General features: G+C 73.6%; 13 protein-coding genes. 2 read left to right on the top strand and 11 right to left on the bottom strand.

What is annotated here, in order from left to right; genetic code table 11:
* The first annotated feature begins 2 nt into the window (after positions 1-2).
* Positions 3-1,109 (top strand): [LysW]-lysine hydrolase, encoded by a 1,107-nt coding sequence (locus AB0E88_RS31450; RefSeq protein WP_361637719.1) that lies wholly within the window; start codon positions 3-5, stop codon positions 1,107-1,109.
* Between the two features lie 13 nt (positions 1,110-1,122).
* On the opposite strand, the gene AB0E88_RS31445 is transcribed toward AB0E88_RS31450, so the two are convergent.
* The 4 genes from AB0E88_RS31445 to AB0E88_RS31430 all read right to left on the bottom strand — a co-directional run bounded on the left by AB0E88_RS31445 (position 1,123) and on the right by AB0E88_RS31430 (position 4,358).
* Positions 1,123-1,956: an AfsR/SARP family transcriptional regulator gene (locus AB0E88_RS31445; protein ID WP_361637718.1), complete on the bottom strand. Its 834-nt coding sequence runs from the start codon at positions 1,954-1,956 to the stop codon at positions 1,123-1,125.
* Positions 1,957-1,995: 39 nt separating this feature from the next.
* On the bottom strand, positions 1,996-2,349 hold the full coding sequence (locus AB0E88_RS31440) for a cupin domain-containing protein (protein WP_361637716.1): 354 nt from the start codon (positions 2,347-2,349) through the stop codon (positions 1,996-1,998).
* A 76-nt stretch (positions 2,350-2,425) separates the two neighbouring features.
* Positions 2,426-3,877 (bottom strand): MFS transporter, encoded by a 1,452-nt coding sequence (locus AB0E88_RS31435; protein WP_361637715.1) that lies wholly within the window; start codon positions 3,875-3,877, stop codon positions 2,426-2,428.
* Positions 3,878-3,947: 70 nt separating this feature from the next.
* Positions 3,948-4,358, bottom strand: coding sequence for a DUF3291 domain-containing protein (locus AB0E88_RS31430; RefSeq protein ID WP_361637713.1), 411 nt, complete (start codon positions 4,356-4,358; stop codon positions 3,948-3,950).
* 132 nt (positions 4,359-4,490) lie between these two features.
* Here AB0E88_RS31430 and AB0E88_RS31425 point away from each other — a divergent pair, with 132 nt between their 5' ends.
* Complete coding sequence (locus tag AB0E88_RS31425) at positions 4,491-5,108, top strand: MerR family transcriptional regulator (protein ID WP_361637711.1); 618 nt, start codon at positions 4,491-4,493, stop codon at positions 5,106-5,108.
* A gap of 3 nt (positions 5,109-5,111) precedes the next feature.
* On the opposite strand, the gene AB0E88_RS31420 is transcribed toward AB0E88_RS31425, so the two are convergent.
* Genes AB0E88_RS31420 through AB0E88_RS31390 form a run of 7 tightly spaced genes read right to left on the bottom strand, consistent with a single transcriptional unit; the run spans position 5,112 to position 20,380 of the window.
* Complete coding sequence (locus AB0E88_RS31420; RefSeq protein ID WP_361637710.1) at positions 5,112-6,422, bottom strand: FAD-dependent oxidoreductase; 1,311 nt, start codon at positions 6,420-6,422, stop codon at positions 5,112-5,114.
* A gap of 30 nt (positions 6,423-6,452) precedes the next feature.
* Positions 6,453-7,262 carry a 4'-phosphopantetheinyl transferase superfamily protein gene (locus tag AB0E88_RS31415; protein ID WP_361637708.1) on the bottom strand — a complete coding sequence of 270 codons (810 nt, stop codon included), beginning with the start codon at positions 7,260-7,262 and terminating at the stop codon, positions 6,453-6,455.
* An 18-nt stretch (positions 7,263-7,280) separates the two neighbouring features.
* Positions 7,281-9,077 (bottom strand): acyl-CoA dehydrogenase family protein, encoded by a 1,797-nt coding sequence (locus tag AB0E88_RS31410; protein WP_361637706.1) that lies wholly within the window; start codon positions 9,075-9,077, stop codon positions 7,281-7,283.
* Positions 9,077-9,310, bottom strand: a complete 234-nt coding sequence (locus AB0E88_RS31405) for a hypothetical protein (RefSeq protein ID WP_361637705.1) — start codon at positions 9,308-9,310, stop codon at positions 9,077-9,079. The genes AB0E88_RS31410 and AB0E88_RS31405 overlap by 1 nt, the downstream gene beginning before the upstream one ends.
* Entirely contained in the window at positions 9,297-11,021 is a 1,725-nt protein-coding gene (locus AB0E88_RS31400; protein ID WP_361637704.1) for an acyl-CoA dehydrogenase family protein, read from the bottom strand. Before AB0E88_RS31400 ends, AB0E88_RS31405 begins: the two co-directional genes overlap by 14 nt.
* On the bottom strand, positions 11,018-12,652 hold the full coding sequence (locus AB0E88_RS31395; RefSeq protein ID WP_361637702.1) for a PfaD family polyunsaturated fatty acid/polyketide biosynthesis protein: 1,635 nt from the start codon (positions 12,650-12,652) through the stop codon (positions 11,018-11,020). Before AB0E88_RS31395 ends, AB0E88_RS31400 begins: the two co-directional genes overlap by 4 nt.
* Positions 12,653-12,676: 24 nt before the next feature.
* Positions 12,677-20,380 (bottom strand): beta-ketoacyl synthase N-terminal-like domain-containing protein, encoded by a 7,704-nt coding sequence (locus tag AB0E88_RS31390; protein ID WP_361637700.1) that lies wholly within the window; start codon positions 20,378-20,380, stop codon positions 12,677-12,679.
* Positions 20,381-20,496: the final 116 nt, after the last annotated feature.

Below are 20,496 nucleotides of genomic sequence, written 5' to 3'. Positions count from 1 at the left end.
TGATGAGTACACGTGCCGAGTCGCTGCTGCACCGCATGGTGGGCATCGCGTCGCCGTCGGGCGAGGAGGCGGAGCTGGCCGCCTTCCTCGCCGGGGAGCTGCGGGAGTGGGGGTTCGAGACGCACCTCGACGAGGTCGGCAACGTCATCGCCGCGCGCGGGCCGGCCTCCGGCCCGACCATCATGCTCATCGGCCACATGGACACCGTGCCGAGCCCCCTCGAGGTGCGGCGGGAGGGCACCGTCCTGTACGGGCGTGGCACGGTGGACGCCAAGGGACCGCTGGCCACCATGATCTGCGCGGCCGCGGCCGCCGAGGTGGGCCCCGTGCGCCTGGTGGTCGCGGGGGTGGTCGAGGAGGAGACCTTCGGGCGGGGTGCGACGCACCTTCTCCAGGGGCACCGGCCCGACGCCGCTTTCGTCGGGGAGCCCAACGGGTGGTCCGGTGTCGGCATCGGGTACAAGGGGCGGGTCGTGGTGCGGTACGCCGTGCGCCGGCCCGCCGTGCACACGGCGAGCCCCGAGGAGAAGGCGTCCGAGGCGGCCGTCGCCTTCTGGAACGAGGTGGCCGGCTACTGCGCGGCGCACACGGCGGGCACCCGTGCCTTCGACCGGCCCATCCCGACGCTGACGGAGATGGGCGGCACGATCGAGGAGGCGAGGATGACCATCGCCTGCCGCACTCCCCCGGGGTTCGACCTGGAGGCGTTCGAGCGGTTCCTGACCGACGCGGCCGGCGACGCCGTGCTGGAGATCGACGACCGGACCCCGGCGGTGCGCGTCGACACCCGGGGGGCCGCGGTGCGCGCCCTGTGCTCCGCGATACGGGCTCAGGGCGCGCGTCCGACGCTGAAGCTCAAGACCGGTACGGCCGACCTCAACATCGTCGAGCCGCACTGGAACGTGCCGATGGCCGTGTACGGTCCGGGCGACTCCGCTCTCGATCACACCGACCGGGAGCACATCGATCTCGCCGAGTACGCGAAGGCCGTCGATGTGCTCCGGCAGGCGCTGGAGACGCTCGCGGCCGAGCTCGTACAGGCCGGGGAGCAGGAAGGGGAGCACGCCGGGCAGCAGGCCGGGCAGGCGGCGGCCGCCGGTGCCCGGTGACGCGAGGCGTCGCTCAGGACACGCCCCGCAGGGCGGGCCCCGGGTACGCGACGGCCTCGGGCACCGGGACCGGGTCGCCGGCGATGATCCGCTGGTGCAGTTCCTGGAGGCGCGCGCAGGGGTCGAGGCCGACATGGCTGATCAGTGCGGCCCGGCCCGCGTGGTAGACCGCGAGGGCGTCGGCCCGGCGGTCGGACAGATAGAGCGCCGTCATCAGGTGCCAGCGCAGCTGCTCGCGTAACGGGTGCTCGTCGACCAGCAGGCTCAGTTCGCCGACCAGTTCCCGGTGGTGACCGAGGGCGAGTTCGACGTCGAAGCACTCCTCCAGCAGCGTGAGCCGGCGCTCGGCCCAGTACGCGGCGACCGGCTCGAGCGCCCGGCTCGCGAGCCCGGCCAGCGGCTCTCCCCGGAACAGCGCCAGAGCGGCGCGGTAGTCGGCGACGGCGCCCACCGGGTCGCCGGCCCGGGCCCGCAGCCGGCCGCGCTCCCTGAGCTGCTCGAAGAGCTGGGTGTCGACGGATCCGTCGGGCAGCCGCAGCAGGTAGCCGCCGCGGACCGTCTCGATGAGGTCGGCCCGGGACCCGGCCTGGACGAGGGCCTTGCGGACCCGCCACACACAGGTCTGTATCTGTTTGTCCGCGGTGACCGGCGGGGTGTCGCCCCACACCGCGTCGACCAGCCTGCCGAGCGGGACGGCCTTGTTGACCTCGGTCACCAGCACGGCCAGGACGATCAGTTGGCGGCTTTCGGGGAGGGCTGCCTCCCGTGTGCCGGAACAGACTCGCAACGGCCCCAGGACGCGGAAGAAGGTCTTGCGGGCACTGTCGGACGACGATTCGACGATCATGGGAATCCTCGGTTCGGTGAGGGTGCCGAAAGCGCTGTGTCAGCTCTTGTCTTCGTCACCCTCGGTTTTGAAGATCGAGACGTACCTCAGGGGCGTTTCCGCGACGAAGTGGGTGTGGGCGGAGCCCGCGGCGGCGGCGAAGACGTCACCGCGGGTCATGGTGCGGCCCTGGTTGCTGCAGGTTCCCTCGATGACGTAGAGGAACTCGGCGTGCCGGTGCACGTGCGGCTCCGTCCGGTAGCCGGGCTCGGCCTCCACGATGGCGACGTGGTAGCCGTCCGCGCGGGCGGCGATCCTGGCTCTCGCTTTGCCCTGGGTGCCCCAGGGGATCCACGGGAGCGTGTCGTCGCCGTCGACGTGGGCGATGTCCCAGCCTTCGAGTGAGGGTTCCATGGCTTCCTTCTCCTGGCACGGGTGGCGCGGGTGCCCGCGGGGGATTCGGGCACCCGCGCCGGTCTGGGATGGGCGGTCAGGCGGTGGCGGCCGCGGTGCGGTCCGCGTCGGGGGCGGCCGCCTCGGGCCCGGCGGCCGGGGTGTCGGCGGGCTGCGGCCGGCGCGGGATGCCCAGCGCGCACAGCGCGCCGGCGAGGACGACGCCGACGCCCACCCACACGGCCGGGTGCATGCCGTCGACGAAGTCCGAGGGCGACGCGGCGCTGCCGTGATTGGCGAAGACGGTGCTCAGTACGGCGATGCCGAGCGCGCCGCCCACCTCGCGGACGGTGGTGTTGGCGCCGGAGGCCTTGCCCGCGTGCTCCTGGGCGACCGAGCCGAGCACCACGGCCGCGGTGGGCGCGAAGACGAAGCCCATGCCGATGCCGGCGACGACCATCGGTGCGACCAGGGTCCCGTAGGCGGTGTCGGTGTCGGCGACCAGGTTGATCCAGGCCAGGCCGACGCCCTGGAGGAAGAGGCCGAAGGCCATGAGCCGGCCGCCGCCGACCTTGTTGGTCAGCACACCCGCGACGGGCGCGACGAACATCGGCATCAGGGTCCAGGCGAGGGTGCGCACGCCCGCCTCGAAGGGGGTGCGCGGCGGGGCGATCTGCAGGTACTGGGCGAGCAGGAAGAGCGAGCCGAAGACGCCGAAGTACATGCTGGCGGAGACGACGTTGGTGAGCGTGAAGGCGCGCACCCGGTAGAAGGACAGCGGCAGCATCGGCTGTGCGGCGCGGCGCTCCCAGAGCAGGAAGAGGACCAGCAGGACGACCCCGGCGGCGAACGCGCCGAGCACGGTGCCGGAGGTCCAGCCGTCGTCGGAGGCGTGCACGATGCCCCAGACCACGGCGAACAGGGCTGCCGCGGCGAGCAGCATGCCCGGCAGGTCGAGGCCCACGCCCTCCAGCCGGCTCTCGCGCAGGACGAAGCGGATGAGCGGGACGGCCACGATGCCCACCGGCACGTTGACCCAGAAGATCCACTTCCAGTCCAGGCCGTCCACCACGGCGCCGCCGACGACCGGGCCCATGGCGACGGCCAGGCCGCTGATGCCGGACCACAGGCCGAGGGCCAGGCCGCGCTTGTTGGCCGGGACGGCCTGGGACAGCAGGGTCAGGGAGAGTGGCATCACGGCCGCGCCGCCGACGCCCTGGACGGCCCGGGCGGCGATCAGCTCGCCGCTGGTGGTGGCGAGGCCGCAGAAGACGGAGGCGACGGTGAACAGGGTGATGCCGAGGACGAAGACCCGGCGGCGGCCGAAGCGGTCACCGAGCGCCGCGGCGGTGAGCAGCAGGCAGGCGAAGCTGAGCACGTACGCGTTGACGAACCACTGCAGGTCCTGCGTGGAGGCGTCGAGCTCTACGGACAGGGTGTGCAGGGCGGTCGAGACGACCAGGTTGTCCAGCGCGACCATGAACATCGGGACGCTGGAGGCCACGATCGACAGCCACAGCGGCGCCGACCGGATATCGGGCTTGGGCATGGGGGGTCTCTCTCCTCGGCGGTTCGTCAGGGGACGGCGAAGGGAACGGATCGGTCGGTGGTGACGGGGTTCAGGAGCGGGCCTCGGCGGCCTGCTGCTCGGCGATGCGGCGCTTGGCGTCCGCCCAGGTGATCGGCAGCTCGCCGACGGGGACTTCCCAGAAGGTGAAGACGGACCGGCGCATGGTGGAGCGCAGGCCCTTCACGATCGTGTGGTGCGGCTCCGCCTTGGCGTAGGCGTAGAGCTGCTCCCGGCTCTCCCAGGCGGACAGGGTCCAGAAGGTGCGGCGCAGCGGGTCGGCGATCAGCGAGGCGCCGAGGGCGCCCTGCGCGCCGCGCACCTGCTTCCAGGCGGCCAGCGACTGGAGGAAGAACCGCGGCACGTCCTTGAGGGAGCGCACCTCCAGGCGCGAGGCCATCACCAGGGCGGTGGTGACGCCGGGCTGCGGCTCGTTCGGGGTGGTCCAGGGAAGTGTGGGCATGACGGTGCTCTTCCTGAGAGGGGCCTACCTGCGGAAGCCGCCGACGGGCATAATGGATAGTGTCACTATGGATACTGTCGCTATCCACTATAGACAGTGGAGCTATCGAATGAACAGAAGGAGACAGGACCGATGCGGATCTCCGAACTCAGCCGGAAGAGTGGGGTGTCGGTGCCGACGATCAAGTACTACATCCGGGAGGAGCTGCTGCCCGCCGGCCGCCACACCTCGGCCACCCAGGCCGACTACGACGAGCAGCACCTGCGCCGGCTGCGGCTGATCCGGGCCCTGATCGGGGTGCGCGGGCTCTCCGTGGAGGCCACCCGGCAGGTGCTGGGGGCGCTGTCCGAGGAGCAGTCCCATCCCCACCTGGTGCTCGGTCTGGCCCTCGGCGCGATCCGCCTCCCGGAGGAGCCCGCCGGGGAGTCCGAGCACCCGGCCGCGGTGGACGCCCTGCTGAAGGAGCTGGGCTGGCAGGTGCACAGCCATGCCCCGGCCCGTGGGGTGCTGGCGGAGACGCTGGCCAGCCTCCAGCAGTTCGGGATGGCCCTGGACTGGCACGCCCTGCTGCCCTACGCCCGCCTCGCCGAGGAGACCGCACGGCTCGACCTCGACCATCTGGAGGGGGTGACGGACCCGCTGGAGCTGGCCGAGCGCGCCGTCGTCCTCACCACCTTGCTGGAGCCCGCCCTGATGGCGCTGCGCAGGCTCGCCCAGGAGCACGAGTCCGCACAGCGCCACCAGGAGTGAGACTCAGGCGCCGGGGCCGTCGAGTTCCGCCAGCAGCCGGTGGGCCGCCTCGGCGCCCGAGGAGAAGCCGGCCTCGTGCGAGCCGATCTGGTCCCAGCCCAGCTTGCGGGAGTGGAAGTAGGAGCCGCAGAGCTTGACCCGGGTGCCCTCGTTGACGTCGTAGATGTCCTTCTGCAGCTCCCGGACCTGGTTGTCGATGATCGGGTGGGTGTAGGGGAAGCGGGCGATGACCGTCTCGGGACGGACCTCGCGCGGGTAGTCCAGGGTGACGAAGTAGTCCTGCTCGGCGGTGAAGCCGTGCAGCTTGTTCATGTAGTACGCGACGTAGGTGTGCGCCCGGCCGTCCGCCGAGACCTTCCCGTAGTTCCACGCCTCCCAGCGCTCGCGGTCGGCGGGCATCACCGAGTCGTCGGTGTGCAGCACCACGTCGGAGGAGTTGTAGCGCACGGTGCCGAGGACGGTCCGCTGCCGCTCGGTGGGGTTGTCCAGCATCGCCAGCGCCTCGTCCGCGTGCGCGCCGATGACGGCGTAGTCGAAGCGCTCGCTGCCGGCGGCGGTGGTCACCACGACGCCGTCCGCTTCCTGGCGGACGCCGGTGACCGGCTCGCCGGTGCGGATCTCGGGGCCGATCGCGGCGATCGCCTTGCGGACGTAGGAGATGGAGCCGCCGCCCACGGTGCGCCAGTCCACCCGGCGTCCGCCCAGGCCGCCCTCGTCGTGGCCCATGTAGAAGGCGATCACCGTGGAGGCGGGGATCTCCCAGATCAGCTCCGCGGGCACGGACCACACGGCGGAGCAGAGCAGGATGACGTAGGAGTGCCGGAACTCCTGGCTGTAGCCGCCGCGGTCCAGGTACTCGCCGAGCGGGATGTCGGTGCGGCGGCGCAGGAAGTCGCGGCGGCCCTCGGTGTGGAAGCGGCGGGCCTCGCGCCAGATGGTGAGGAACTCCGGGGAGCCGGCGTAGCGGGCCCGCACCTCGTCCTCGCCGAGGTCGAGTTCCTCGGTGCCGTACTCCAGGCCGGAGTCCAGGTCGAAGAAGTTGAAGCCGCCGAGGTGTTCCACCGCGTCCACGCCCAGCTCGTCGAAGAAGCCGTAGAGGTTGGGGTAGGCGGGGCGGTTGAAGACGACGAAGGCGGTGTCGATCCCGAGGACGCGGCCGTTCTCCTCGACCTCGACGGTGTTCGCGTGGCCGCCGAGCCGGTCCTCCCGCTCGAAGAGGGTGATCCGGGCGCGGTCACGCAGGTGGTAGGCGGCGGAGATGCCGGAGACGCCCGCGCCGATGACGGCGACGCGCGGGGTGTGGTCGGGTGCCATGGTGGTCCTCACTGTGAAACGGACGGGTGATCAGGCGGCGGGCAGATCGGCGAGGTCGGCCAGGTCGACACGGTGCAGGTCGCCCGGCCGGCCGTGCTCGGCGGCGACGGCGAGCACGTATCCGGGTGCGGGGCGCAGCAGGTCGAACGACCAGGTCCGACCCGCCCCGGGCGGCCGGCAGGGGTCGTGCACGGTGATCGGCCCGGCGGACGGGGCGGTGAAGGTGAAGCCGGCCAGGTCCCGGGTGATCCCGGTACCGAGGGCCTTGAGGTACGCCTCCTTCAGCACCCACAGCTCGCTGAGCCGGTCGGCACGGGCCGCCGGCGGCAGGCTTGCCAGTTCGGCGCGTTCGGTGTCGGCCAGGTGCGGTACGAGGTGGGTGACCGCGTCCGGCGAGGCGGGCGCGCACTCGACGTCCACCCCGCAGGCGCGGCCACTGGTGACCACGCACGCGATCAGGCCCTCGGTGTGCGAGAGGTTGAACCGCAGCCCCCCGCACGGGGGTTCGGGCTCGGGCCGGCCCCAGGGGCCGGCCCGGAAGCGCCAGGTGTGCACGGGCCGCCCGCTGCGCGCGCTGAGCGCGTAGCGGGCCAGCATCCGTGCGCCCAGGAAGCGGCGGCGCGCGCCCTCGCCGCGCAGCCGTCGCAGGCGGGCGCGTTCCTCCTCGGTGAGCAGGCGCGGGCCGCCGAGCGCGCCGGCGAAGCCGTCCACCGCGCGCTCGGGCAGCAGCCACAGGACGGCCGGGTCGGAGGTCGGCGCGGGCGACGGGACGGCCGGCCCGGCGTTCACCGGGCCGCGGGAGGGCGGGACCAACGCGCCCGGGGCGCGGAGCGTGCTCACGCCGGTGTCCTCCTCGGGTCAGTGGCGGACGGCGTCCGGGTCGACGGCGCGCGCGGCGAGCGGGAACTGCCAGTGCGAGAAGAGCCGCTCCTCGCGGTGGAAGTGCCGCAGCACCCGCATCACCTCGTCCACGACGGCCCGGTCGGTGACGGCCTCGTGCGGCCGCAGGTGCCGGCGCAGCCGCTCCAGCTGGAGCAGCAGCACGGCGGCGTTGGGCAGCGGCTCGTCCAGGGCCTCGTGCGAGTGCACGAAGGTGAGCACGCACGCGGCGGCGGCGTGCACCACGCAGTACTCCTTGGCCAGGTCGAACAATTCCGCCGACTGGCCGTAGGCGCGGCCCAGTTCGGCGCGCAGGCGCTCGCACCGCTCGGCGAGCGAGCCGGTGTGGCCGAGCAGTTCCCCGGCGGTGTCGGCGGCCCGGACCAGCCAGTCGCGCTGGTCGTCCTCCTTGGCGTCCTGGGCGAGGGCGCGCAGCCGGGCGACGGCGTCCGGCGCGGCCAGCACGGTGTCGTCCCGGCCGCGGCTGAACAGCTCCTGCAGCCAGGGCTGGTAGGGCGGCATGGACCGGTCGATGCCGTACAGCACGGCCGCGTTGCCGACCGCCTCGGCCCGCAGCTGTTCGTCGGCGTTCAGCGCCGTGCTGAGCAGGGGCTGCAACTGGTGGCCGAGGTTGCGCAGGTTGACGACCGTGTTGCCGTCGGCGAAGTTGGCCACCAGCAGGTCGCGGAGCATCTTCTGGAAAACGCCGTAGTGCGGGTGGGCGCGCAGGAAGAAGCGGGCGCCGAGCACCACGGCGAGCTGGGACATGGTGCGTTCCAGCAGGGTCGGCACGAAGTACTTCACCACCGAGGAGGAGACGCTGACCTGCTGCGGTGTCACCTGCAGCCCGCGCACCGCGCCCAGGCTGACCGCGTCGGCCACCAGCAGGTCGGCGAAGGCCTCGGTCAGCTGACGGCGGCTGTAGGGGATGTCGCTGACGGCCTGGCCGAGGATGACGCGGCCCTCGGTGAAGTCCAGGGTGAGCCGCAGGCCGGTGTCCACGGCGGACAGCGCGATGCTGCTGATCTGGGCCCGGGCGGTCTGGGTGGCCTTCAGCGCGGTCTCCAGCCCCTGGCCCTCGGCGCCGAGCCGGGCCTCGTCGGGTACGAAGACGCCCTCCACCCGCAGCCCGCTGATGTCCATGGCGCGCAGGCCGTGCAGGCGCTCGCCGGGCAGCTCCTGGACGCTGCCGACCGGAGCGGTGCGCTTGTCCAGCACGAAGACGGAGAAGCCGCCGGTGCCGCCGCGCTCACTGGTGCGGGCGAAGACCACCATGCCGTCCGACCAGGTGGCGTTGCCGATGAGCCACTTCTCGCCGGTGAGCAGGTAACCGCCGTCCACCTTGGTCGCGGTCATGGCGTTGGCCAGCAGGTCGCTGCCGAAGGCGCGTTCGGACAGGCCCCAGGAGAGCCGGTGGCCGCGCTTGACGGCCTCGACGATGCGGCGCTTCTGTTCGTCGGTGCCGGCGATCCACACCGGCATGAAGGCCAGGTTGGTGATGATCAGCGCGGTGGCGGTGGCCGGGTCGCGCCGGGCGATGAGCCGGACGAGGTTGAACTCGGCCTCCACGTCGCCCGCGCGGCCGCCCTGCTCGCCGGGCAGGGCGTACTCGGGCACACCCCAGCCGCGCAGCATCTGCACGAACTCGTACGGGTAGGACTCCCGTTCGTCGAGCTCCATGATCCTGGCGTACGGCATCCGGCCGGCCGGGTCGTGCGGGCAGCCGAGGAACTCCTCCAGCCGCGCGGCCAGTTCGGTCAGGTCGTGCTGGGGCATCAGCGGCCTCCCGGGGCGTCGCCGAGGGGGACGGAGAGAGCGGGCCGGTCGTGGGAGAGCCCGTAGTCCGGCAGCCCCCAGCAGCGCAGCATCTGGACGGCCTTGTCCGGGAAGGGCACCCGCTCGTCCGGCTGGGTGATCGGGGCGTACGGCGTGCGGCCGGCCGGGTCGTGCGCGGAGCCGAGGAACTCCTCCAGCCGGGCGGCCAGTGCGCTGAGGTCAGGCGTGGGCATCGGCGGCCTCCTGAGGTGTCGCCGCGAGACGGACGGGGGTGGCGGTGAAGAGCTCGTCCCGCTCGCGCAGCGCGGCGAGGACGTCGAGGGCGGGCAGCAGGTGCGGGCCGTTCCGCCGGGGGTCGGTGCCGTCGGCGCGGGCCAGCAGGTAGGCGAGGGTGGCGCGCAGCCAGCCGGTGGCGCCGGGTGCGCCGCCGTACAGCGGGCGTTCGCGGTTGGCCCACCACAGGTGGACGCAGGCGGCGGCGCCGTGCAGCCAGGCGTAGCGCTCGGCGAGGTCGGCGAGGGCGTTGGGCTCCGCGCCGGGGCGCCGTGCGGCCTCCGCCTCGTGCGGCAGGCCGGCGACGGCCTCGGCGAGGCGGGCGACGAGGTCCGAGGTGTCGTCGTCCAGGGCCGCACGGGCAGGGCCGGCCACGGTGGGCAGTCCGCCCAGGACGGGGTCGACCCCGCGTGCGATGAGGTCGAGGCGGCCGGGCTCGTAGGGCGGCAGCTCGGCGTCCAGGGCGAAGACGCGGCGCAGGGTCTCGGGTGCGGGCGTGTCTGTGGTGGTGAGCAGGGTGGGCAGTTGGCCGCTGTAGGAGCGCAGGTTGGCGTACGGGCTGGCGTCGATCACCCGGACGACGGCGGAGTCGCGCTGCAGCTTCTGGAACACCCCGTCGCCGGGGGCCTGTTCGCGCAGCACCGAGCGGGTGGCCAGCACGGTGCCGCAGTGGCGCAGGGCGTCCTCGGTGGCCTCGGCGACCAGGTGTTTGGCGGCCGGGCCCCAGACGCTGAACGCCTCCGGCACCACGTGCACGCCGCGGGCGGCACTCAGCGCCACCGCGTCCGCGGCCAGCAGCGCGGCGGAGGCGGTCGCCACCTCCCGTGCCGCGTACGGCGTCGCGGACAGTGCCGTACGGCCGAAGCGGCGTTCGGCGGTGAAGCCGAGAGTGAGCCGCAGGGCGGTGTCGGCGATGCCGAGGGAACCCGCCATGCTCATCAGCCGCACCGCCTGCTGCGCCCGGATGGCGACGTCCAGGCCCTCGCCCTCCTTGCCGACCTGCGCGTCCCACGGCACCGCGAGGGCGTCGAAACGCAGCGTGGCCAGGTCGATGCCCCGCATGCCGGTGATCGGCGGCGCCGGCAGCCGGGTCAGGTCGTCGTCGTCCACGGATCCATCGGTCAGATCCAGCAGGAAGGAGGTGAAGGCACCCGGGCCGCGGGCGCCGGTGCGGGCGACGACGTAGACGGCCTGGGCCCGCAGGCCGTTGCCGACCAGCCACTTCTCGCCGTGCAGGAGTCCGTCCGGGTCGAGCCGCACCTGTCCGGCGAGCAGGTCGCTGCCGTGGTCGGCTTCGGTGAGCGCGAAGGCGACGGCGCCGCCGTCCCGCAGGATGCGTGCCACCCGCTCCTGCTGCTCCGTCGTGCCGTGCAGCTGGAGGCAGGTGGCGGCGATGATGCTGAACATGGTGCCGGGCATGATCCTGACGTCCCGGCGGGCCGCCGCACGGACCAGGGTGAGGCTGCGGTCGAAGGTCCGGAACGTTCCGCCCCACCGCTCCGGCAGGTAGTTGAGGTGGAAGCCGGTGTCGCGCAGCACCTCGTTCAGCCGCTCGGGCGAGGCGTTCGCCTCGTCGTGGGCGACGGCGGCGGCGTACCCGAACGGGTTGGCCGGGTCGGCCGGGTCGCCGAGCAGTTCCTCCAGCGTCTCGGGGGTCAGGGCGCCGCTCATCGGGCACCTGCCGTGGGGGCGGCGCCGGCGGGGGTCTCCAGCGGGACGGGGCGGTAGTCGGCGGCGCCGGCCGGGATGTGCACGCCCGCCAGACGCAGCTGGGCCAGACGGGTGTGGAAGGCGGCGCCGCGCATCAGGTGGTGGGCGACGTCCGCGACCCTGCGGTTGCTGGGGTTCTTCAGATAGCTGCCGGTGGCCCAGTCGTTGAAGGAGCCCATGGCCGGTCCGCACCAGATCTGGTAGTCCTGCGCCCGGTCCTCCTGCCCGGTCACCGCCCAGCGCGAGGCCATGCCCAGGTACCAGCGGAAGACCAGGGCCATCCGGCGCTTGGGGCTGCCCGCGGCGCGGGTGAGCTGTTCGGGGTCGCGGCGCTCGAAGTAGGCGACGCAGTCCTGCCAGACGTCCTCCAGCGGGCGGCGGAAGATCTGCTGCTCCAGCCGGGCGCGCTCGGCCGGGGGCAGCGCCTCCAGGCCGTCGTGGGCCTGGTAGAGCTGGTAGAGGCGGCGGGCGCGCATCGGGAACAGGGTGCCCTTCTTGAGCACCTGGAGGTCGACGCCCATCTCGAACATGTCGGCGGCCGGGGCCATCTCGCAGTCCGCGATGCCGGCCTCGGCGAGCATCGCCTTGGCGACCGGGGACGCCCCGGACTCCAGACAGGACTGGTTGACCGAGCCGGTGACGACGTAGGCCGCGCCCGTCGCGAAGGCCGCCGCCACCGCGACCGGGGTGCCGAGGCCGCCGGCCGCGCCGACCCGGATGGGGACGGGGTAGCGGTGCTCGCGCTGGACGTGGTCGCGCAGCCGCAGGATGGACGGCAGCAGCGCGGGCAGCGGACGGCGGTCGGTGTGGCCGCCCGAGTCGGCCTCGACCGTGATGTCGTCGGCCAGCGGGACGTGGTGGGCGAGGGACGCCTGTTCGGCGGTGATCAGTCCCTGCTCCAGCAGGGCGCTGACCGTGGCGGCGGGAGCGGGGCGCATGAAGCGCTCGGCGGTCTCCGGGCGGGAGATCTTGGCGATCAGCCGGTTGCCCGCGACGATCCGCCCGGCCTCGTCCCGCCGCAGTCCCGCCAGGCGATAGCGCACCACATGCGGGGTGAGGCCCATGTAGGCGGACGCCTCGACGCAGCGCACGCCGTGCCGCAGGAACAGCTCCACGGCCTCGCGTTCCAGCCGGTCCTCGCTGGGGCTGTGGATCAGGTTGACGGCGTAGGGCAGGCCGGGGATCTCGGCGGCGAACCGCAGCAGCGCCTTCTCGATCGTCTCGGGCAGCAGCCCGGCCGCTCCGAAGGACGCCAGGAAGCCCTCCCGGGCCAGGGCGATCACCAGGTCGGCGGAGGCGATGCCGCCCGCCATGGCACCGGCCATGTAGGGCTGCCGTACGCCGTGGGCGGCGGTGAAGGCGGACGAGCCCAGCCGGTGCGGGGGCAGCGGGGCGGCCGCGGCCAGCAGCTGCGGGCCCTGGCCGGCGGGGGCGGCGGTGCCGCCGGAGACGGCGCCGGGCCCCTGCGGGGTGGCGACGACGAAGCAGGGATTGTCGAGGTCGGCGAGGACCTGGTACACGCCGGCCGGGTCGGTGCTGGGAAGGCCGTCGCCGTACCAGCGCAACGGGGTCTGGGGGTGCGTGGTGGACATGGGAAGCGCAGCTCCTCGGCTGGTTCAGGCGTGGTCGGGGGCGGAGCGAACCTCGATGGCCGCGTCGGTGAGCTCGTAGATGCGCAGACCCGGCTTCCACAGGTCGGCGTCGGCGATCAGCAGCAGCCGGTCCGCTTCCCGCCGCACCTCCTTGATGTGCACGTCGAAGCGGAGTTCGCCGTCGCCGCGCAGGATCTGGCCGCGGTACTTCCAGCTCATCTCCACATCGGTGGCCATCGCGAAGCGCGGGTTCTCGATGCCCTCGGCCAGGCCCTGTTCCAGCACGAACAGCCGCATGGCCTGGAGCACGGCCTCCACGCCGAGCGAGCCGGGCATCACCGGGTCGCGGTGGAAGTGGCAGTCGAAGTACCACTCGTCGTCGCGCACCGTGCGCAGGCCGTGCAGATAGCCCGCGCCGTGCCGGCCGCCGTCGGTGACCAGGTCGACGTGGTCCACCAGGTGGAAGTGGTCGCCGGGCAGGTGCAGATGCCCGCCGGCCGGGTCGGTGAACGCGGGGGCGTCGGCGGGCAGTTCGATCCGGCGCACCCGCGCGGCGGCGACCTGCTCCTGCTCGATCCAGGGCGCGACGTAGCTGCCGTTGTCCAGGCCGACCTGGTTGGCCAGCGCGGCCTCGCTGAAGTAGCCGAAGAGGGACTCGCCGGTGTAGAAGACCTCGCCGTCCGCGGACAGTTCGTAGGAGAAGTTCTGCAGGACGGCGCCGGAGACGGCGCTGGTCATCAGCAGCTTGGAGTGGTGGCGGATGGTCTTGCCGCGCAGGTCGACGTCCTTGACCAGGGTGGCCCGGCCGTCCAGGTTGCGGATGGCGTACTGCTGCTCGGGGTCCTTCAGTGTGGCGCCGAGGTAGTAGCCGAGGAAGATGGCCGCCTGCAGCGAGGTCTCCATGTACACGCAGTTGGGCATGTGCGGGTAGGAGTTCTGCCGGTAGTACCAGGCGTCCTCGGGCGAGTCGTACTCGGTGACCATCTCCGAGCCGGGGCCCAGATCACCGCGGGTGCCCTTGAGCGACATCACGCGGTCCACGAACTGGAAGTCGCCGTTGGGGATGTAGGGCGCGCGGCTGCTGCGGTAGATCTCGAACTCCGGGCCCATCGCCATGTCCAGCAGGCCCTTGGCGGCGTGCGCCAGGTGCAGCTCGTTGATCATCGCGGGCTCGCCGCTGCGGTTGCGGCGGCCCAGGAAGGCGGGCACTCCCCCGGCCTCCGGGCGGTACGGCGTGCCGTCCTTCTCCCGCACCTGCAGACCGAGGTTGCGCATCTTGATGACCGGCTTGTCGCCCAGGTAGACGAGGATGTCGGCCATCACGGTCGGCCGCGGCAGCAGCGTGATGTCCATGATCTCGACCTCGTAGCGGATCTCCGAGTGCTCCGGGGTGACCTGTCCGCGCACCTGGACGTCGATCCGCTCATCGGTGACGGTCTGGAAGCGGGCGTCCGGCAGCGTGAGGTGCATGCCCAGGTAGAGCAGGTACGTCTGGAGCAGCTGCACCGCGCCTTCGGCGACCAGCGAGCCGGCCAGCACCGGGTCGTCGGGGAAGTGGCAGGTGAAGTACCAGGCGTCCGGCTGGAGTCGCTTGACGGCGGTGAGCTTGCCGAGGCCGCGCGGGCCGCCGAGGCGGTCCACGGTCACCTCGTCCACCATCCGCAGCATCGCGTCCGGCAGCCGCAGCGCCGGGTTGAGGCCCTCGTCCTGGGCGTGCTCGGGCCCGAAGACCTCACCGGGCCGGCCCTGCGCGAGCAGCTCCAGGTCGGCGGCGGTGAGCAGCGTCTTGTCGGTGCGGGCGAGCGGCTTGAAGTAGCCCTGGGTCAAGGCGGCGCGTTCGGCGCGCTCACGGTCGGTGATGACGACACCGAGCGGGGTGGCCAGCTCCTCCTTGCTGAAGAACCCGGCGCAGGCGTCCCGCAGTTCGAGGATCAGCTCGCCGTCGGCGTAGCAGTCGTAGCTGAAGAAGAAGAGCGTCGTGTCGCCGTTGTGCACGAAGCGGTCGATGGAGATGTCGTAGCGCAGCGTCTGACCGGCGCGCGGCAGACCGCCGCGGAAGGTCAGGGAGCTGTCCAGCAGGCGGTAGACCCGCTCGCCCTTGTTGCGGAAGTCGATGCCGAGATAGCTGACCAGCAGCAGGTCGCACTGGCCGGCCTCGACGGTGACGGCCGGCGGCGCGCCCCCGTCGACCAGGTACCAGGCGTCCTCGGGGATGTCGTACTCGGTGGTGATGGTGGCGGGTCCGAAGGTGCCGGTCGTCGCGTCCAGCTTCGTCACCCGGGTGACGAAGTGGTACGGCGGTGCGGGCAGCCGCACCCGCTTGGCGTAGGCGTCGATCGCCGCGAACGAGGGCCCGAACACCTTGGCCACGGAGCCGGTGGCGAACTCCAGCAGCGCGTCCTCGTCCCAGATCACGCCCTCCAGCGGGGCGCCGCCTCCGGACGCGGCGGGACCGGCCGGCGCGGCCGTGACGGGCGGTGCGGCGGCTTCGGCGGGCCCCGCGGAGAGGGGCGCGGCGGCCGGGAGCGCCGGGGCGGGCTCGGACGCGGGCACGGCGGGGGGCCGGGGTGCGCTCGCGCGGTGCAGGAAGGCGGCCGGGGCCTGCGGGGTCTGTGCCGGGGCCGGCTGCGCCGGGGTCGGCTGTCCGGAGAGCAGCGACTCGGCGCGGCTGAGGGTGGCGTTCTGCAGGACGCGCTGGGTCTCCATCACCACCGAGTGGGTGGCGACCATCTGCTGACGCAACTCGCGGACCAGGTCCGCGGCGGACGTGCCGGCGTCGCTGGGGTCCACGGGAGCGGCGGGGCCGGACGACGCGGCGGGCGCGGCGGCGGGGACGGGGACCGCGGTGGCGGTGTGCGGGTCCGTGAGGGCGGGGACGGCGGGGGCGGCCGGCGCCGGGCTCGCCGGCGCCCACGGAAGGAAGGCGATCGGGTCGCCGTCGAAGACGATGGCCTCGGGGTCCGCGACAGTCGGGTCGGCGGGCATGAGCTCGGATTCCTCCGGTGCGGTGGACGGGACGGGGGCGGAGGCGGGTCCTGCGGCGGAAACGACGGGGGGCGCGAGGGACGGCTCGGACCCGGCGTCGGGCACGGCGGCCGGCCCGGGCACGGCGGCCTGCCCGGACGCGGCGGTCAGTCCGGACGCGGCGGCAGGCACCGGTGAGGGCCTGGACGCGGCAGCGGGCAGCGCCGAGGGGCTGGACGCGGCGCCGGGCGCAGGGGCCGACCCGGACGCGGTGGCGGGCACGGGGGTCGACTGGGACGCGGCGGCGGCCACGGGGGCCGGCTGGGACGCGGGATGCGGCCCGGCCACCGATGCGGTGACCGGCCGGGCCACCGGCTGACGGTCCGTCAGCAGTCCGACCGATGGAGCGACGGCACGCACCTCACGGGCCACCCGCTCCGGTACGGGGTCGCCGCCGCCCACCCGGAACCGGGTGGTGCGCCGGGCGGGAACGACCGCCGGGGCCTCGGTCCCCGCGCCGAGCAGCGCGCCGAGGTCCACCGGCAGGCCGTGTCCGACCAGCCGGGCGACCAGCTGGGCGATCGACTTGGTGGCCGGCACACCGCGCCGGTCCACGCAGACCGCGACGTGCGCTTGCTCGCCGAGGGTGTCGCGCACCCAGCGCGAGCAGGTGGCGCCGGGACCGACCTCGATGAAGTAGCGGTAGCCCCGGTCGTAGGCGGTGCGGATCAGGCGCGGGAAGTCGATGGTGGAGCGCAGGGTGTGCGCGATGCGCCGGGCGATCCGTTCCCGGTCCAGGCCGGGCAGCTCCTGGTAGTCGTAGGCGGAGAACAGCTCCAGGCCCTCGAGGGAGCCGGTCGGGTAGTTGTTCAGCCCGGCCAGGCCGTCGAGTTCGGCGTCGACCACCGGGCAGTGCATCACCACGCTGACCGGCGAGCGGGCCGCCGGGCAGCCCAGTTCCTCGATCAGCGCGCGGCACTGCGCGGGGTCACCCGCGATCACCAGCTCGCCGGGCGTGTTGACGTGGGTGAGGAACACCCGGTCGTAGCGCGCGAGCGCGCTCTGCGCGGTGTGCTCGTCGGTGAGCAGGACGTGCGAGGCCCACAGGTCCTTGGCGGGGGTCTCGGCCGGGATGTCCTGCCACAGTTCGCGCACGGTGCGGCGGGCGCCGACCAGCCGGTCACGGAAGATCGGCGTGTTGCTGATCAGATCGTCCCGGCGGCCCTCGGCGGCCCAGCCGCCGGTGGCGAAGAGCATGCTCGACTCACCCAGGCTGTAGCCGAACCCGCCGTGCGCGGTGACGCCCAGGACGTCTCTCACCAGGTGGGTGTAGAGGATGGCGAAGCTGGTGCCGGTGGCCAGCATGAACGGCACGTCCTCGCCAAGAGCGGACTCCAGCTCCATCAGCTCCCGCCGTCCCGGCGTCACCTGGGTGCGCGGGTAGAGCAGGGCGGAGCGCAGCTGCCGGGCGGGTTCCTCGGCCTGCGCCTCGAAGTGCTCGAGCAGGCCGGGGAAGGCGCGGAACAGGTCCTGGCCGAGACCCGGGTAGGAGTTGAACGCGCCGGGGTAGACCAGCGCGACCTTGCCCTCGGGGCCGATCGGGCGGGCGGTGAAGTAGGAGCCGGCCGGGGTGGCCCACTCGCCGCCGGCGGCGTGCGCGCCGGGGATGTCCCGGGCGGCGAGCTCCAGCTGGCGGAGCAGGTCGTCCCGGTCGCGGCCGACGAGGACCACGCGCAGGGGGGCGCCGGGGAGTTCGCGGGCGGCGGCACGGGCCAGCGCCAGCGGGTCGGCTCCCTCGTCCAGCAGGCCGCGGTGCCGCTCGACGGAGGCCAGCAGGCCGTCCAGGCTCGCGGCGGAGAGCGCCAGCAGGACCGGGCCCTCGGCCCGCTGCCAGTCGCCGTCCACCGCGCGCCCCCGGGTCCCGTCCGCGGAGAGCACCAGATGGGCGCAGCCGCCCTGCGAGCCCACCATGCTGACGGCGGCGTACCGCCTGGCGTGGCGCGAGTCGCGCAGCCAGGGCCGCGACCGCTCCGGCACGTACAGCGCGGAACCGGCGAAGCCGTCGACGTACTCGGGGGCCGGGCGCTGCCATCCGGTGGTCCCGGGCAGGTAGCCGCCGTGCAGGCAGAGCACGGTGCGGATCAGCCCGGCCATCCCGGCGGCGCAGCCCGCGTCGCCGAGCTGTGCCTTGACGCTGCCGAGGGCGACGACGCGCGTCGGGTCGACGGGCCCGGCCGGGGCCCGCTCCTCCTCGGCGGTGGCGTCCGCCGCGGATGCGCGGTACACGCGTGCCAGGGCGGCCAGTTCGGCTTCGTCCTCGCCGGTGGTGCCCGCCGCGTCGGCCTCGACATAGCCGACCTCGGCGGCGCGGATCCCGGCGGCCTCGAGGGCGGCCTGCGCGGTGGCGGCCAACGTGTCGGCGTCCGCCTGCGGTACGGCGCCGTCGCGGGCCGTGGCCGTGCCGACGGCCAGGGCGTCGAGCCGGGCGTAGACGCGCCGGCCGTGCGCCTCGCCGCTGCGGGTGACGACGACCGCGCCGGCGCCTTCACCGATCCGCACCCCGCCGGCTCCGTCGGCGAAGGTCAGGCCCGCCTCGGAGACCGCGTCGGGGTGCAGCAGCAGGTGCTCGGCGGAGCCGGTCATGTCGACCGCGCCGATCAGCACCGCCTCGATGCCCGGGTCGAGCAGCAGCAGCCGGGCGACCTCCAGGGCCTCCGCCGTCCCCGAACCCTCCGCCGAGACGGTGAAGGACGGACCGGTGAGGTTCCACAGCGAGGAGATCCGGCTGGCCATCACGTTGCCGATGTAGCTGAGCACTTCGTTGGCCACGATCGGCGGCACGACCGCGTCGCGGCCCGCTGCCGCGATCGCGGCGAGCTGCTCCTCGGTCAGCTCCACGCCCGCGGCGTCGAACTGCTCCCGCAGGAAGGTCCCGAGCGTGTACCGGGTGAGCCGGGCGTGGGTGTACGGTTCCAGCTCCATCGCCACCACCACCGCGATCCGCCGCGGCTCGGGCGCGCTCGCTCCCGGCGGTACGGCCCGGCTGTACCCGGCGTCGCGCAGCGCCTCGTCGGCGACCTGGGTGGCCAGCGCGTGCTGCGGGTTGTAGGTGCGCAGGTCGGCGGGCGGGATCTTGTGGTCGACGGGGTCGACGTCCACCCCGTCGACGTAGGCGCCGTGCGGCACGGACTCCGCGGTCAGGCCGGCCTGTTCCAGGGTGCCGCCGCCGGTCTGCTCCAGGCCGCGCCAGCGGCGCTCGGGCAGCGGCCCGAAGGCGTCCGAGCCCGCGTGGACGGCCCGTTCCAGGGCGTCCACGCCTTCGAGCGGGCCGAAGTGCGCGCCCAGGCCGACGATGTCCAGCGCGGGCGGCTCGGCCGGGGCCTCCTCGACGGGTTCCCAGGTCTCCGCGGCCTCGGGCGCGGACAGCACGACGTGCGCGTTGGTGCCGCCGAAGCCGAACGCGGAGACGGCCGCACGCAGCGGACCCACCCCTTCGGGCCACGGCCGGCCCTCGCGGACCAGCACCTCCTGACCCACCCGTCCGTCACTCGAGCGCACCGGCTGCTCGACGCCGATCGTGGGCGGGATGTGGCCCTCGTCCATGGCCAGGATCACCTTCAGCATGCTGCTCAGTCCGGCGACGGTGAGCAGGTGCCCGATGTTGCCCTTGACCGAGCCGATCAGCGGGACCTTGCCGTGGCGGCCGAAGAAGGCGGCCACGGACTCGGCCTCGGTGGCGTCACCGAGGGGGGTGCCGGTGGCGTGGCACTCGAGGTAGTCGATGGCGGACGGGTCCACGCCGGCCTCGGCGTAGGCGAGTTCGTAGGAGGTGAGCTGGCCGCCGCCCTGCGGGACGAGCAGGTGGCGTCCGCTGCCGTCGTTGCTCAGGCCGATGCCGTCGATGACGGCGTGGATGCGGTCGCCGTCCCGCAGCGCGTCGGAGAGCCTCTTCACGGCGAGCATCCCCGCGCCCTGACCGGTGAGGATGCCCTCGGAGCGGTCGTCGAAGGGCTGGCTGAAGCCGCTCTCCGGGTAGGCGTGCAGGTCGCTGAAGGAGAGGTGGATGAGGGTGGGGTCGGGGGCGCAGACGCCGCCGGCCAGCACCAGGTCCACCTGGCCGGTGGCGAGGTGGGCGCAGGCCAGCTTGAGCGCGTACAGCGCGGAGGAGCAGGCCGCGTCCAAGGCGTAGCGCGGGCCGCCGAGGCCGAGCGCGGCGGCGGTGACGGCGGCCGGGGAGCCGCTGACGCGCAGGTGCTCACCGCGCAGCAGGGCGGGGTCGACCAGCGGGGCGCTTTCCGGGAGCCCGGCCAGTGCGGGCAGCCCGGCCCGGCGCAGCCCCTCCAGCACCGCTTCCCGGGCCAGGGGGACGCTGATCCGGGCCGAGGTCGGGGTGGGGAAGGAGTAGTTGCCGAGGATCAGCGCGGTGCGGGCGAGGGTCTCGGGCCGGGCGTCGTAGCCGCTGTCCCGCAGTGCCTCGCGCGCGGTGTGCATCGACCAGTGGAATATCCGGTCGAGGGGGGTGAGCTGCTCGGGGTCGAGGCGGTAGCCGGTGGGGTCGAATGCGAAGTCGGTGATGAAGCCGCCGCGGCGGCAGTAGATGCGGTGCTGCGGGTCGAGGTCGGCGTCCAGGGGCGTTGCGCCGAAGATCTCGTCACCGCCCTCCCGGCGGGCGTCCGCCCCGTTGCGCAGGTTCTGCCAGAACTCGGCGGGGGTGCGGGCGCCCGGGAAGAGACAGGACAGGCCGACGATGGCGTACTTGCTCATCAGAGCGAGGTCCCTCCGTAGGTCGGTCGGCCCGGCCGGCGGCGGGGGCGGGGGGCGCGGGCCGCCGCGGCACCGTCCGGGCGCCGGAGGGGGGCGGGCGCGGGTCCGCCCGCGAC

It is taken from the genome of Streptomyces sp. NPDC028635 (genome assembly GCF_040637635.1).
Taxonomy (GTDB): Bacteria; Actinomycetota; Actinomycetes; order Streptomycetales; family Streptomycetaceae; genus Streptomyces.
Note: the sequence above shows the minus strand (reverse complement) of the source record. Positions and strands in the feature narration are given on the sequence as shown.